At 72.0% G+C, this 13965-nt stretch carries 12 protein-coding genes; 7 read left to right on the top strand and 5 right to left on the bottom strand.

Annotated elements, in window-relative coordinates:
- The first annotated feature begins 54 nt into the window (after positions 1 to 54).
- Together N3K63_RS09870 and N3K63_RS09865 are read left to right on the top strand one after the other, a co-directional pair.
- Complete coding sequence (locus N3K63_RS09870) at positions 55 to 1548, top strand: ABC transporter permease (RefSeq protein WP_261579970.1); 1494 nt, start codon at positions 55 to 57, stop codon at positions 1546 to 1548.
- 104 nt (positions 1549 to 1652) lie between these two features.
- Positions 1653 to 2378, top strand: coding sequence for an ABC transporter ATP-binding protein (locus tag N3K63_RS09865; protein ID WP_261579969.1), 726 nt, complete (start codon positions 1653 to 1655; stop codon positions 2376 to 2378).
- A 48-nt stretch (positions 2379 to 2426) separates the two neighbouring features.
- Here the strand turns inward: N3K63_RS09865 and N3K63_RS09860 are convergent, their stop codons facing one another.
- Complete coding sequence (locus N3K63_RS09860) at positions 2427 to 2867, bottom strand: VanZ family protein (RefSeq protein ID WP_261579968.1); 441 nt, start codon at positions 2865 to 2867, stop codon at positions 2427 to 2429.
- Positions 2864 to 4330, bottom strand: coding sequence for an NADP-dependent phosphogluconate dehydrogenase (gene gndA, locus N3K63_RS09855; RefSeq protein ID WP_261579967.1), 1467 nt, complete (start codon positions 4328 to 4330; stop codon positions 2864 to 2866). The genes N3K63_RS09860 and gndA overlap by 4 nt, the downstream gene beginning before the upstream one ends.
- A gap of 101 nt (positions 4331 to 4431) precedes the next feature.
- Between gndA and N3K63_RS09850 the strand changes: the two genes are divergently transcribed.
- Positions 4432 to 4935 carry a gluconokinase gene (locus N3K63_RS09850; RefSeq protein WP_261579966.1) on the top strand — a complete coding sequence of 168 codons (504 nt, stop codon included), beginning with the start codon at positions 4432 to 4434 and terminating at the stop codon, positions 4933 to 4935.
- On the opposite strand, the gene N3K63_RS09845 is transcribed toward N3K63_RS09850, so the two are convergent.
- The gene (locus tag N3K63_RS09845) at positions 4920 to 5042 is read right to left on the bottom strand and encodes a hypothetical protein (protein ID WP_261579965.1); all 123 of its coding nucleotides are present in this window, start codon (positions 5040 to 5042) and stop codon (positions 4920 to 4922) included. The two genes, N3K63_RS09850 and N3K63_RS09845, sit on opposite strands and share 16 nt — an antisense overlap.
- Positions 5043 to 5256: 214 nt before the next feature.
- Here N3K63_RS09845 and N3K63_RS09840 point away from each other — a divergent pair, with 214 nt between their 5' ends.
- Together N3K63_RS09840 and pth are read left to right on the top strand one after the other, a co-directional pair.
- Positions 5257 to 5877 carry a 50S ribosomal protein L25/general stress protein Ctc gene (locus tag N3K63_RS09840; protein WP_261579964.1) on the top strand — a complete coding sequence of 207 codons (621 nt, stop codon included), beginning with the start codon at positions 5257 to 5259 and terminating at the stop codon, positions 5875 to 5877.
- 78 nt (positions 5878 to 5955) lie between these two features.
- The gene (gene pth / locus N3K63_RS09835; RefSeq protein WP_261579963.1) at positions 5956 to 6540 is read left to right on the top strand and encodes an aminoacyl-tRNA hydrolase; all 585 of its coding nucleotides are present in this window, start codon (positions 5956 to 5958) and stop codon (positions 6538 to 6540) included.
- 861 nt (positions 6541 to 7401) lie between these two features.
- On the opposite strand, the gene N3K63_RS09830 is transcribed toward pth, so the two are convergent.
- Positions 7402 to 8064: a hypothetical protein gene (locus N3K63_RS09830; protein ID WP_261579962.1), complete on the bottom strand. Its 663-nt coding sequence runs from the start codon at positions 8062 to 8064 to the stop codon at positions 7402 to 7404.
- A gap of 109 nt (positions 8065 to 8173) precedes the next feature.
- Here N3K63_RS09830 and mfd point away from each other — a divergent pair, with 109 nt between their 5' ends.
- Positions 8174 to 11812: a transcription-repair coupling factor gene (gene mfd, locus N3K63_RS09825; protein ID WP_261579961.1), complete on the top strand. Its 3639-nt coding sequence runs from the start codon at positions 8174 to 8176 to the stop codon at positions 11810 to 11812.
- A 2-nt stretch (positions 11813 to 11814) separates the two neighbouring features.
- On the opposite strand, the gene N3K63_RS09820 is transcribed toward mfd, so the two are convergent.
- Positions 11815 to 13236, bottom strand: coding sequence for a basic amino acid/polyamine antiporter (locus N3K63_RS09820; RefSeq protein WP_261579960.1), 1422 nt, complete (start codon positions 13234 to 13236; stop codon positions 11815 to 11817).
- Positions 13237 to 13312: 76 nt separating this feature from the next.
- Between N3K63_RS09820 and N3K63_RS09815 the strand changes: the two genes are divergently transcribed.
- Positions 13313 to 13912, top strand: coding sequence for a gamma carbonic anhydrase family protein (locus N3K63_RS09815; protein ID WP_261579959.1), 600 nt, complete (start codon positions 13313 to 13315; stop codon positions 13910 to 13912).
- The last annotated feature ends 53 nt before the right edge of the window (positions 13913 to 13965 follow it).

Here is a 13965-nt window from a genome sequence, read left to right as displayed (position 1 = left end):
AGCGTCCCTCTCGATGCGGCGCCGGATGCGCCCGAGAAGGAGACCCACGAACCCATGTACTGGACATATCTGCGCCGAGAGCTGTCGGGGCGCAAGAAGCAGACGGTGATCGTCGCGGCGGGGCTCGCCATCGCGATCGCGCTCGTCATCGTCGTCAACGCACTGTCGGCGGGGGTGCGCGACGCGCAGTCCGAGGCGCTGGCGTCCGTGTACGGCGTCGGCACCGACCTCACCGTGACGGGTGCGCAGGCCGAGCCCGGGCAGGGCGGGGGACCGCAGTTCGAGTTCGACCAGGACGGCGGCGAGACCTCCGACGACGGCACCACCACGATCAGCCAGTCCCGGCTGATGACCGACGTCCGGCGCGGCACGCTCGAGGCCTCGACCGTCGACACCGTGACCGGCGTCGACGGCGTTGCGGCGGCATCCGGTGCGCTGGCCCTCACCAACACCACCTTCGACGGCGAGCTGCCCCAGCGCCCCGACGACACCGGCACCACCGACGGCACCACCACCGAGGGCGAGGGAGCCATGCCCGGCACCCCGCCGGACGGCGGCGGGCAGGGCTTCGGCGGCGGCTCGTTCGACGTCGACTCGTTCACGGTGCTCGGCGTCGATCCCGCTGAGAGCGCGGTCGGGCCCCTGTCGGCGGTCGAGGTGACCGACGGCCGTGCGCTGCAGGCGAGCGACGCGGGCGCCTTCGTCGCCGTTCTCGACGCCTCGTATGCGGCCGGCGCCGAGGTCGCCGTCGGTGACACGATCGACGTCGGCGGCGAGGACGTCGAGGTCATCGGCATCGTCGCGTCCACCTCGTCGGATGCCGACACCGCAGCCAACGTGTACCTCCCGCTCGACGTCGCCCAAGACATCTCCGGCGCCGGCGACGTGGTGTCGACCGTGTACGTGCAGGCGTCGTCGTCGGATGCCATCGCCGCCGTGCAGGACGATCTCGAGGCGGCCCTTCCCGAGGCGACCGTGAGCTCGCAGTCCGACCTCGCCGCGACCGTGTCGGGGTCGCTCGCCAGCGCGGGCTCGCTCATCACGAGCCTCGGCACCTGGCTGTCGGTGCTGGTGCTGGCCGTGGCCGTGGCCCTCGCGGTGCTGTTCACCATCTCGGGCATCTCGCGCCGCACCCGCGAGCTGGGAACGCTGAAGGCCATCGGCTGGTCGAACCGCCGGGTGGTCGGTCAGGTCGCCGGCGAGTCGGTCGTGCAGGCGCTCATCGGCGGCGTGCTCGGCGTGATCGTCGGCGTGATCGCCGTGGGGGTGATCAACCTCGTCGCCCCGACGATCTCGTCCGCGCCGGCCGCAGCGATGACCGACCAGGTCGGCCAGGGCGGGCCCGGGGGACAGGGCGGCCCGGGCGGTGGCGGCTTCGGCGCGATCGGGCAGACCGCGGCCGACATCGTGCTGCAGGCGCCGCTGTCGCTGTGGATCATCGTCGTCGCGCTCGTGCTCGCCGTCGCCGCCGGACTGGTCGCGGGCGCGTTCGGAGGCTGGCGCGCGTCGCGCCTCAGCCCCGCCGAGGCCCTGCGAGCGGTCGCATGAGCGGCGGCATCCCCACCCCCGACCCGACCTCGACCTCTACCTCTACCTCTACCTCTACCTCTACCCCGGCACCGACCCCACGCCGCACCCCGAAGGAGAACCCCGTGACCGTCGTCGACCCCGCCACCGCGGATGCCGTTGCGGCGCCCGCCCCCGCCGCCTACCGGCTCACGGGGGTGGTGAAGACCTATCAGCAGAAGGGGCGCATCGTGAAGGCGCTCACCGGCATCGACGTCGAGATCGCCCAGGGCGATTTCGTCACGATCCAGGGGCCGACCGGCGGCGGCAAGTCGACGCTGCTGCAGCTGCTCGGCGCGCTCGAGCGCCCCACCGCCGGGCACGTCGTCATCGGCGACACCGACCTGGCGACCGCGTCGGCCGGCCAGCTCGAGCGGGTGCGGGCCACCGAGATCGGGTTCGTGTTCCAGGGGTTCAACCTGATCCCCACGCTCACCGCCGCCGAGAACGTCGACATGGGACTCGAGCCGGCGGGCCTGGAAGCGACCGAGCGCGCCGAGCGGGTGCGGGACGCGCTGGAGCGGGTGGGGCTCGCCGACCGCGCCGACCACCGGCCGGGCGAGCTGTCGGGCGGTCAGCAGCAGCGGGTGGCGATCGCCCGCGCGATCGCCAAGCGGCCCCGCGTGCTGCTGGCCGACGAGCCCACCGGGAACCTCGACGAGCACATGCGCGACGAGATCCTCGGGGTGCTCGAGCAGCTGGGCGCGGAGGGACTCACCCTCGTGGTGGTCACCCACGACTCCGCCGTCGCCCGGCGGGCGCGTCGGCGCCTGCGCCTGGACCGGGGCAGCATCCGCGACATCACCCGCTGACCGCTCCGCGCGCGTCGACCTCCCCGCCGGGGTCGGCGCGCGCGGCTGTCAGCGTCGCAGGCGAGGGCGCGTGACCGCAGCGACAGCGGCCGCGCCCAGCAGTGCGCCCAGCGTGTTGGAGACGAGGTCGCGCACGTCGGCGAACCGGTCGGGCAGGAGAAGGCCCTGCGTGGCCTCGATGGCGGCGCTCACGAGCAGTCCGGCCGCGGCGGCCCACCACCAGCGGCGCCGCCCCGCCCACCCCACCCACAGCACGCCCAGCGGCACGAACAGCACGATGTTCGCGACGAACTCGAGCACCGGGTAGGTGATCCACGCCGTCACCGAGGACGTGGCCATCAGGGCGGTCAGGGCGCTCAGCACGCCGCCGGCGGCCTCGGGCTGCGGGCCGAGGGTCTGCGAGGCCAGCAGCACCAGATAGACGACCGTGGCCGCGGCGAGCGCGAGGCGCCCGGCGCGGCCACGGATCGGTGGACCGGATGCGCTCAATGCGTGTCTTCGGCCTCGATCTCGGTGCGGTCGCCCGACCACAGCGTGTGGAAGGTGCCGTCCTTGTCGATGCGCTTGTAGGTGTGCGCACCGAAGAAGTCGCGCTGCCCCTGGATGAGCGCGGCCGGCAGACGTTCGGCACGCAGACCGTCGTAGTAGGCCAGCGACGAGCTGAAGGCGGGGGCGGGGATGCCGGCACCGGCAGAGGTCTGCACGATCTGGCGCCACGAGTCCTGCGCCCGGCCGAGCGCCTCGACGAAGTACGGCGCGGTCAGCAGCACCGGCAGCTCGGGCTCGGCGGCGTAGGCGTCGGCGATGCGGTTGAGGAACTGGGCACGGATGATGCAGCCGCCGCGCCAGATCTTCGACACGGCGCCCAGGTCGATGTTCCAGCCGTACTGGGCGGCACCGGCGCGGATCTCGTCGAAGCCCTGCGAGTAGGCGACGATCTTCGACGCGTACAGCGCCAGGCGCACCTGCTCGATGAACGCGTCGGCGTCGTCGACGGTGAAGCTGTCGTCGGACGGGCCGGGGAGGGCGCCCGACACGGCGCGCTGCTCGCGGTGGCTCGACAGCGACCGCGCGAAGGTGGCTTCGGCGATGCCCGACACGGGCACACCCAGGTCGAGGGCGGTCTGCACCGTCCACGCGCCGGTGCCCTTGGCGCCGGCCGAGTCGAGGATGACGTCGACCAGCGGCTTGCCGGTGTCGGCATCCGTCTGACGCAGCACCTCTGCGGTGATCTCGATCAGGTAGCTCTCCAGCTCGCCGCGGTTCCACTCGGCGAAGATGTCGGCGATCTCGGCGGGGGACTTGCCCGTGCCGCGACGGATGAGGTCGTAGGCCTCGGCGATGAGCTGCATGTCGGCGTACTCGATGCCGTTGTGCACCATCTTCACGAAGTGGCCGGCGCCGTCGTGCCCGATGTGGGTGACGCAGGGCTCGCCCTCGGCGACCGCGGCGATCGACTTCAGGATCGGACCGAGGGTGACCCACGCCTCGTCGGGGCCGCCGGGCATCAGCGACGGGCCGAGCAGTGCGCCCTCCTCGCCACCCGAGACGCCCATGCCGACGAAGTTGAAGCCGCGCTCGCGCACGGCCTTCTCGCGGCGGATCGTGTCGGTGAACAGGCTGTTGCCGCCGTCGATGATGATGTCACCGGGCTCGAACACGTTCATGAGCTCGTCGATGACGGCATCCGTGGGGAATCCGGCCTTGACCATGATGATCGCCGTGCGGGGGGTCTGCAGCGACGCGGCGAACTCCTCGTACGAGAACGCCGGCACGAACTCGGCCTCGGGGTGCGTGGCGACGAGTTCGTCGGTCTTGGAACGGCTGCGGTTGAACACCGCGACCGTGTTCCCTTCGCGGCTGGCGAGGTTGCGGGCCAGGTTCGAGCCCATCACCGCCAATCCGACGACGCCGATGTTCGCGGTGGGCTGCACGGATCCGGATTCGGGCATGAAAGAACTCCTGGACTGTCTGCGATGGGGTCGCCTCCAGCCTAGCGGCGGCCCGGCGTGCGTGTCGGGGTGTGACGGGTGCGCCGTGGCAGGATGCCGTCATGCGCATCGTCGTCATGGGGCCCAGTGGATCGGGGAAGTCTCTGGTGGGGGCCGCCCTCGCCGCCCGGCTGCGGTCGCCGTTCGTCGACGGCGACGACCTGCATCCGCGCGCCAACGTCGCCAAGATGTCGGCCGGCACGCCGCTCACCGACGACGACCGTGCGCCGTGGCTGGCCGCCGTGGCCGCCACCCTCGCCCGCGAGACCTCGATGGTCGTGGCGTGCTCGGCGCTGCGTCGGCGCTACCGCGACAGCATCCGCGCCGGGGTGGGAGGCGTCATCTTCGTCGAGCTGGTCGTCGCCGAAGCGCAGCTGCGCACCCGGATGCGACGGCGCGAGCACTTCATGCCGCCCAGCCTGCTGTCCTCACAGCTGTCGCTGCTGGAGCCGCTGGCCACCGACGAGGTGGGCGTGCGCGTGGCCAACGACGCCGACCTGGAGTCGGTCGTCTCGCGCATCGCGGCCCTGTTGCAGCCGCGGGAAGCCGGTCAATCGCGGCGGTAGTTCGAGCGTCCCAGCGCGACGAGCGCGCCGACCGCACCGAGGGCGGCGCAGGCCGACATGAGTCCGATCAGCCACAGCAGCGCGTGCGACATCCAGCCGTAGTCCATGGGTCTCCTCCGTGCGGGTGGGGCTTCGTCCTCATCGTAGCGGCGGCGCTGGTAGACTGAGGACGACTTCGGCGAGGGATGTGCTCCGGCGGCATCCGTGATCGACGCGGTGATCGCCTTGTGGCTCCGTTCACGTGGCCTCCTCACGCGCGTGCGTTCGAGTCGAATCCACAGACCCCACATCAAGGGCCACCGTGCCCGAAGGAGAATCATCATGTCGACCGAGACCGACACCAAGGTCACCGCCGAGGTCCGCGAGAACTTCGGCAAGGGCTACGCCCGCCGCCTGCGCGCCGCCGGCCAGATCCCCGCCGTCATCTACGGCCACGGCACCGACCCGGTGCACGTCGCGCTGCCGGGCCACCAGGTTTCGCTTCTCATCCGCCGCGCCAACGCGGTGCTCGAGCTCGAGGTCGCCGGCAAGCAGCAGCTGACGCTGGTCAAGGACGTCCAGAAGGACCCGGTGCACCAGATCATCGAGCACATCGACCTGCTCGTGGTGAAGAAGGGCGAGAAGATCCAGGTCGACGTGCCCGTCGTCGTCGTCGGCGAGCCCGCCCCCGGCACCATCGCGAACCTCGACGCCACCTCGGTCGCGCTCGAGGTCGAGGCCACCCACATCCCCCAGAACGTCGAGGTCGACGTCGAGGGCCTCGAGGACGGCACGCACGTCACCGCCGCCGACCTCAAGCTCCCCAAGGGCGCGTCGCTCATCGCCGACCCCGAGACGCTGATCGTCGCCATCGCGGTGCCCTCCAGCGCCGCCGAGGCCGACGCCATCGAAGAGGCCGACGAGGCCGTCGCCGAGGAGCAGTCCGAAGAGGCCGCCGAGTAACACTCACCGGCACATCCGGAGCCCGTCACCGCCGATCATCGCGGTGGCGGGCTCTGTTCGGTTGGGGAAGGGAATCCCATGGCAGACACGTGGCTCGTCATCGGGCTCGGCAACCCGGGGCCGCGCTACGAGGCGACCCGGCACAACATCGGGCAGATGGTCGTCGACGAGCTCGCCGCCCGTCGACGCGAGACGCTGCGCGCGCACAAGGCCAACGCCCGCGTCGCCGAGAGCTGGCTGCGCCCCGGCGGGCCGAAGCTGGTGCTCGCCAAGCCCAACTCGTTCATGAACGTCTCGGGCGGTCCGGTCGCCGGGCTCGCGAAGTTCTACGACATCCCCGCCGAGCGCGTGGTCGTCGTGCACGACGAGCTCGACATCCCGTTCGACACGATCAAGCTCAAGACCGGCGGCGGTCACGGCGGTCACAACGGCGTGCGCGATATCGCCAAGGCGCTCGGCACCGCCGACTTCCCGCGCGTGCGCGTCGGCATCGGCCGCCCGCCCGGACGGCAGGACCCCGCCGACTGGGTGCTCGACCCCTTCGGCGCCACCGAGCGCACCCAGCTCCCGCTCCTCATCGGCGACGCCGCCGACGCCGTCGAGCTCCTCGTCGGCGAGGGCCTCCTCGCCGCCCAGCAGAAGCACCACGCCCCGCGGGCGTGAGGGGGCTTCGCCCGGGGCCGCAGTGTGCGGGACGCGGGCTGGCGGGGTGTCCCGCAGCTGGCGGGTACGCGGGCTGGCACCCGCAGTTTGCGGGACCTCACCCTGGGGCGCGTCCCGGGTCTGGCGGGTAGGAGCCCCGGCATCCGCGGTTTGCGGGACGCGTGCAAGGGGCATGTCCCTGGATCGGCGGGTTGCGAGGGCTGAACCCGCAGAATGCGGGACCGGACCGTGGTGGGCGTCCCGGGGCTGGCGGGTGAGAGCCCGGGTACTCGATCGGGAGGATGCTCTGCTCACGACGCCGCATGCGCCGCTGGTGGCCTCCACACGCGGGCATGTCCCGCAATCTGTGGGTGCGGAGACCGGTGACCCGCAGGTAGTGGGACAGGGCGGCGGGTCGTGTCCCCGTAATGGCGGGTCGAAGCCCCGGCATCCGCAGTTTGCGTGACCTGCCCGTGGCGCGCGTCCCGCGGTCTGCGGGTGAGGCTGGGGAACCCGCAGATCACGCGGCACATAGACAGCACTCGGCATCCGCAGTTTGCGGGACCTGTCTTGGGGGCGCGTCCCGCGAATGGTGGGTGTGGATCTCGGGATCCGCAGTTCGCGGGACCTGCCTTCGGGACTTGTTCCGCGAATGGTGGCTGGGAGACCCGGTAGCCGCTGTTTGCGGGACCTTGCTTCGCGGCGCGTCCCACGAATGGCGGGTGCAGACCGCGGGGACCCACCAAAAGCGGGACATGGGGCGGGCGGATGCCGTGGGCACATCCCCGGCAACAGCGGGCGGATGCCGTGGTCACATGCCCGGCAACAGCGGGCGGATGCCGTCCATCGACGCCCCGGCGCCGATGGCCCCGCGGCGTCGCGCTATGCCGCGGCGGACAGGGCGACGGTGAGCAGGGCGAAGAACAGCACGGGGCCGAGGGCGGCGGCGACGACGGCGCCGATGCCCCATCCGATGCCGCGGCGCGTGGCGATGGCGATGACGCCGAGGACGAGGCCGAGCACGCCGAGGGCGGTGCCGATCCAGAAGGCGAGTTCGCCGGTGAGCACCCACGCGCGCACCGGGCTGAGGGCGGCGAGATCCGCCGATCCGTTCATCAGCGGGTCGAGATCGGCGCCCGCGCGGATCTGGAACCCGGCGATCGCGCCGACGATCGTCGCGCCGACCGTGGCGACCACGGCGAGCACCAGGGCGACCACTCCGAGCGTGCGCGTGCGCGCGGCGACGGGCGGGCGGCCGAATCCGGCGGCGGGCAGCACTCCCGGCGGGGGAGCGTAGCCGGCCGGGGCGGTGAACCCGGATGCCGGGGCGGTGAACCCCGGCGCCGCAGGTCCGGATGCCGCAGTCCCGGGCGCCAGAGGTCCGGATGCCGCAGTCCCGGGCGCCGGAACACCCGCACCCGCACCCGCCGAACCCGAACCCGCACCCGCCGAACCCGAACCCGCACCCGCCGAACCCGAACCCGCACCCGCACCCGCACCCGCGCGGGTTTCGTCGGGGAGGGGCGGCTGCTGCGGGTCGGTCATGCCGCCATCCTAGATCGCGCCTCGAACCGGCCCCGGCCGCACCCGCCACCCCGCACCCCCCCCACACCACCGAGCCGCCGATGTCCCTGGCCGGGCCTAGGCTTGTCGGGTGACAGTTTCCGGGATCGTGCGCGCCCTCGAACAGGCCGATGAGGTGGCGGCGGCGCTGGATTCCGCCGTCGCAGATGCCGACTTCTCCGCCGTCGCGGGCCTCGATGCGCCGCTGCTGGCGGGCTTGCTCGAGCGGCGTCGCGCCGCGGGGCGCCCCGCCGCGCTGCTGGCCATCGCGCCCATCGGCCGCCGGGCCGAAGCGCTCGGGGCCGCCCTCGAGAGCCTGCTGCCCGGGGTGCGCGTGCTGCATTTCCCCGCGTGGGAGACGCTTCCGCACGAGCGGTTGAGCCCCTCCGCCGAGACCGTCGGGCGCCGCCTCGAGGTGCTGCGCACCATCGCCGCGTGGGACGGCACCGTGCCGCTCGTGGTCACCGCCTCGGTGCGCAGCGCGCTGCAGCCCGTCGCCGACGGCCTGACGGATGCCGGCGCCATCGAGCTCACGGTCGGTGCGCGCGGCCAGGAGCTCGACGCGGTCGTGCGACGCCTGATCGAACTGGCCTACCACCGTGTCGACATGGTGTCGCGACGCGGCGAGTTCGCGGTGCGCGGCGGCATCCTCGACGTCTTCCCGCCGACGGCCGACCACCCGGTGCGCGTCGAGTTCTTCGGCGATGAGATCGACCAGATCCGCGCGTTCTCGGTCGCCGACCAGCGGTCGCTGCCGGGCGAGGTGGGAACGACCACCCTCATCCCCGCCCGCGAGCTGCTTCTCACCCCCGATGTGCGCGAGCGCGCCGCGGGGCTGCACGAGAGCTACCCGGGCCTGGTCGGCATGCTCGAGAAGATGAGTCAGGGCATCCCCGTCGAGGGCATGGAGTCGCTGCTGCCGGCCCTCACCTCGGTCGTGCCGCTCGTGGACTATCTGCCCGCCGGCACCGCGACCGCCGTCGTCGACCCCGAGCGCTCGGTGACCCGCGCGCTGACCCTGGGCGAGACCAACCGCGAGTTCCTCGAGGCGGCGTGGAACGCCGCCACGGCCGGCGCCGCGAGCCCTGTCGATCTCGGCGCGGGCGACTTCCTCACCCTGCCGCAGCTGCGCGAGGCCGTGCACGAGCGCGGCGGCGTGTGGTGGACGCTCAGCGGCTTCGACTCCGGCGCCGCCGACGCCGAAGCCGAAGGCCTCGTCCCGGTCGCCGACCTCAGCGGCATCGTGCGGATGCCGGGCACCGCGGTGCCCTCGTTCCAGGGCAACGTCGACGGGGCCACGGCCCACATCGGCGCCCTCGTCGCCGACGGCTGGCGGGTGGTCATCGCCGCCTCCGGCACCGGACTCGTCGACCGCGCGCGCGACGTGCTGGCCGACCGCGGCATCGCCGCGCGCACCGACTCCCAGCTGTCGGGGCCCCCTGAGCCGGGGGTGGCCATCGCCGTGCTCGCCCGCCTCGAGGCCGGCTTCCAGTCGGCCGAGGCCCGCCTGGCCGTCTTCACCGAGAGCGAGTTCTACGGGCGCACCATCGGCGCCGACTCCCGCATCGTCAAGAAGCTCGCCTCGCGGCGCCGCAACGTCGTCGACCCGCTGCAGCTGAAGGCCGGCGACCACGTCGTGCACTCCACCCACGGCATCGGGCGGTTCGTCGAGCTGGTGCAGCGCGAGGTCTCATCGGGCGGCCGCAAGGCGGTCAAGAGCACGCGCGAATACCTCGTGCTCGAATACGCGCCGTCCAAGCGCGGGCACCCCGGCGACAAGCTGTACGTGCCCACCGACCAGCTCGACCTGCTCTCGAAGTACGTCGGCGGCGAAGCCCCAGTCCTGTCGAAGATGGGCGGCAGCGACTGGGCCGCGGCGAAGGGCCGGGCCCGCAAGGCCGTGCGCGACATCGCCGTCGAGCTCGTGAAGCTCTACTCGGCGCGCATGGCGGCCAAGGGCCACGCGTTCGGGCCCGACACGCCCTGGCAGCGTGAGCTGGAGGAGGCGTTCCCGTTCGCCGAGACCGTCGACCAGCTGCAGACGATCGACGAGATCAAGGCCGACATGGAGCGTCCGATCCCGATGGACCGCCTGCTGTCGGGCGACGTCGGCTTCGGCAAGACCGAGGTGGCCGTGCGCGCCGCCTTCAAGGCGATCCAGGACGGCAAGCAGGTCGCGATGCTCGTGCCGACGACGCTGCTCGTCAAGCAGCACCTCGAGACCTTCCAGGAGCGCTTCGCCGGCTTCCCCGTGAAGGTGCGCCCGCTGTCGCGCTTCCAGAGCGACAAAGAGGCCCGCGACACGCTCGCCGGCATCACCGACGGCACCGTCGACATGGTCATCGGCACCCACCGCATCCTCACCGAGAAGGTGCTGTTCAAAGACCTCGGTCTGATGATTATCGACGAGGAGCAGCGCTTCGGCGTCGAGCACAAGGACGCCCTGAAGAAGCTCAAGACCAACGTCGACATCCTGGCGATGAGCGCGACGCCCATCCCGCGCACGCTGGAGATGGCGGTCACCGGCATCCGCGAGATGTCGACCCTGCAGACCCCTCCGGAAGACCGCCACCCGATCCTGTCGTACGTCGGTCCGCGCAACGACAAGCAGATCGCCGCCGCCATCCGCCGTGAGCTGCTGCGCGAGGGCCAGGTCTTCTACGTGCACAACCGGGTGCAGTCGATCCAGCGGGTCGCCGCCCAGCTGGCCGAGCTCGTGCCCGAAGCGCGCATCGTCGTCGCGCACGGCCAGATGGGCGAGCACGCGCTCGAGCAGGTCGTCGACGACTTCTGGGAGCGCCGCGCCGACGTGCTCGTGTCGACGACCATCATCGAGACCGGCCTCGACATCTCCAACGCCAACACGATCCTCATCGACCGTGCCGACAAGTACGGGCTCAGCCAGCTGCACCAGCTGCGCGGACGCGTCGGCCGCGGCCGTGAGCGCGCCTACGCCTACTTCCTCTACGACGAGATGAAGCCGCTGAGCGAGACGGCCGCCGACCGCCTCGAGACCATCGCCGTCAACAACGACCTCGGTTCGGGCATGCAGGTGGCGCTGAAAGACCTCGAGCTGCGCGGCGCCGGCAACCTGCTGGGCGCCGAGCAGGCCGGACACATCGCCGGGGTCGGCTTCGACCTGTACCTGCGCATGATCGGCGAGGCTGTGGCGACCTTCCGCGGCGATGACGTCGAGGGCGCCACCGAACTGCGGCTGGAGCTGCCCGTCGACGCCCGCATCCCCGAGTCGTACATCGACAGCGAGCGGCTGCGCCTGGAGGCCTACCAGAAGCTCTCGGCGGCCGCCTCGGCCACCGCGAAGGACGACGCCATCGATCTCGTCGTCGACGAGCTGCGCGACCGCTACGGCGAGCCGCCGCGCGAGGTCGATGGGCTGTTCGCCATTGCGCGCCTGCGCCGCCGTGCCGCCCGCTCGCAGCTGTCGGATGTCGTCGCGATGGGCCCGAACCTGCGCATCGCGCCGGCGAAGCTGCCCGACTCGCTGCGGGTGCGCCTGCAGCGCCTGCACCCCAAGGCGAAGGTTCTCGCCGGGGGCGACGCGATGATCGTGCCGCTGCCGACCGCCGGCGGCGAGCCGCTCACCGACGGCGACCTCATGACGTGGACGGCGCAGCTGCTCGACCAGATCTTCCCGCTGCCGGTCGCCCCGGATGCCGAGAAGGATGCCGAGAAGGGTGCCGCCGCGACGGATGCCGTGGCGAAGGGCTGAGCTCAGACGGTGATGACGCCGGTGGCGATGAACACGATCGCCACCACGGCGCCGGCGAAGGCGAGCGCGAACACCACCCACTCCCACGGGGTGAACACCCGCTGACCCTGCCGCCGACGGGCGAGGGCGAACAGGATCGTCCCGGGCACGAGGATGAGCAGCGCGATGAGCACGTACTGCCCGCCCGCGGCGTAGAGCAGGAACGCGGTGTACACCGTCGCCAGCGCCGCCACCACCCACAAGCCCACCGTCCCGGGCCCGCGACGGTCGGCGAAGGCGACCCGCAGCCCGAAGGCGGCGGTGAGGAAGTAGGGGATGAGGGCCAGGGCGCTGGTGAGGTTCAGGGCGACATCGAACGCGTCGGAGGAGAACAGCACGACGATCATCAGCACCTGCACGAGCACCGTCGACATCGTGAGGGCGCCCACCGGCACGTCCTTGGCGTTGGTGCGGGCGAACACCGGTGGCAGGTCGCCGTCGCGGGCGGCGACCAGCAGCACCTCGGCGGCCATGAGCGTCCACGACAGGTAGGCGCCCAGCACCGCCACGATGAGCGCCGCTCCGATGAACCCGGCGCCCCAGGGCCCCACGACCGCTTCGAGCACGCCCGCCATCGACGGCTGCTGCAGTGCGGCGATCTGCTCGCGCGGCAGGATGCCGAACGACACGATCGTCACCGACATGAAGATCGCGAGCACGCTGAGGAACCCGAGCACGGTCGCCCGGCCCACGTCCTGGCGACGGCGCGCGTGGCGGGAGTAGGCGCTCGCGCCCTCGACCCCGATGAAGGCGAACACGGTCACCAGCAGTGTGCCGCGCACCTGGTCGAACAGCGGCAGGTCGGCCCCGCCCGAGAGGTTCGCGGCGAACACGGCCGGGTCGAAGGCGAACAGGCACAGCGCGATGAACACCACGATCGGCAGCACCTTGGCGACGCTGACGATGCGGTTGACCGCCGCCGCCTCACGCGTGCCGCGGCGGATGAGCAGGAAGAACACCCACAGTCCGGCCGACGACAGCGCGACCGCCAGCGGCGTGTTGCCCTCGCCGAGCCCGGGGATCACCGCGCCGAGGGTCGACATGATGAACACCCAGTAGAAGACGTTCCCCGCGCAGGCGCTGGCCCAGTAGCCGAAGGCGGAGAGGAAGCCGAGGTAACGGCCGAAGCCGGCGCGCGCATACGAATAGACGCCGGCGTCCAGCTGCGGGCGGCGCTGGGCCAGCTGATGGAACACGAGCGCGAGCATCAGCATCCCGCCGCCGGCCACGGCCCACGCGATGGCCGAGCCCGCGACGCCGGTCTGTTCGGCGAACGTGCCGGGAAGGGAGAAGACCCCGGCGCCCACCATCGACCCCACGACGAAGGTCGACAGGGTGAGGGTCGAGACTTTCGTGGGGGAGGCCGTGGCGCGGTCGTCAGTCACGGGGTCCCACTCTAACCGCGCCCCCGCCCTCGACGCGGCTCGGAGGCCGCAACTACTGTGGCGGCAGGAGGCCACCATGCAGTTCGAGCATCTCGGGGCAGCGCCCCGCATCCACCCGGGGGCGGTCATCGCCCCCACCGCCGTCATCTCCGGCGACGTCACGATCGGCGACGGCTGCCAGGTGCTGCACGGGGCGGTCATCACCGCCGAGGGCGGCCCCATCACGCTGGGGGAGAACGTCGTGGTCATGGAGAACGCGCTCGTGCGGGCAAGCTCCGTGCACCCCGTGCACATCGGCTCGCACGTGCTGGTCGGGCCGATGACGTCGGTGGCCGGTGCCGTCATCGCCGACGAGGTGTTCCTGGCCACCGGCACCCGTGTCTTCAACGGCGCGCGCATCGGCGAGCGCAGCGAGGTGCGCATCAACGCGGTCGTGCACCTGCGCACCGTGCTGCCCGCCGGCAGCGTCGTGCCGATCGGGTGGATCGCGGTGGGCGACCCCGCCGAGATCCTCTCGCCCGACCGGCACGAGCGCATCTGGGAGCTGCAGCAGGAGCTCGACTTCCCGGGATACGTGTTCGGCCTCGACCGTGACACCCCCGATCTCATGGTGCAGCTCACCGAGCGCTACACGGCCTCGCTCGCCCGCCACGCCCACGACCGCCGCGTCGACTGAAACGGGCGCACCCCGCCTCTCGCAGCGAGAGACGGGGCGCGCCGGACGAAGCG

Origin of the sequence: Microbacterium festucae (assembly GCF_025421715.1) — a bacterium.
GTDB lineage: Bacteria > Actinomycetota > Actinomycetes > Actinomycetales > Microbacteriaceae > Microbacterium > Microbacterium festucae.
Note: the sequence above shows the minus strand (reverse complement) of the source record. Positions and strands in the feature narration are given on the sequence as shown.

Bases quoted from the DNA above. Each gene is read 5' to 3' on its own strand.
- N3K63_RS09870 (WP_261579970.1), top strand. From the start codon at position 55: ATGTACTGGACATATCTGCGCCGAGAGCTGTCGGGGCGCAAGAAGCAG.
- N3K63_RS09830 (WP_261579962.1), bottom strand. From the start codon at position 8,064: ATGACCGACCCGCAGCAGCCGCCCCTCCCCGACGAAACCCGCGCGGGT.
- N3K63_RS09850 (WP_261579966.1), top strand. From the start codon at position 4,432: ATGCGCATCGTCGTCATGGGGCCCAGTGGATCGGGGAAGTCTCTGGTG.
- N3K63_RS09815 (WP_261579959.1), top strand. From the start codon at position 13,313: ATGCAGTTCGAGCATCTCGGGGCAGCGCCCCGCATCCACCCGGGGGCG.
- gndA (WP_261579967.1), bottom strand. From the start codon at position 4,330: ATGCCCGAATCCGGATCCGTGCAGCCCACCGCGAACATCGGCGTCGTC.
- N3K63_RS09845 (WP_261579965.1), bottom strand. From the start codon at position 5,042: ATGGACTACGGCTGGATGTCGCACGCGCTGCTGTGGCTGATCGGACTC.
- N3K63_RS09840 (WP_261579964.1), top strand. From the start codon at position 5,257: ATGTCGACCGAGACCGACACCAAGGTCACCGCCGAGGTCCGCGAGAAC.
- pth (WP_261579963.1), top strand. From the start codon at position 5,956: ATGGCAGACACGTGGCTCGTCATCGGGCTCGGCAACCCGGGGCCGCGC.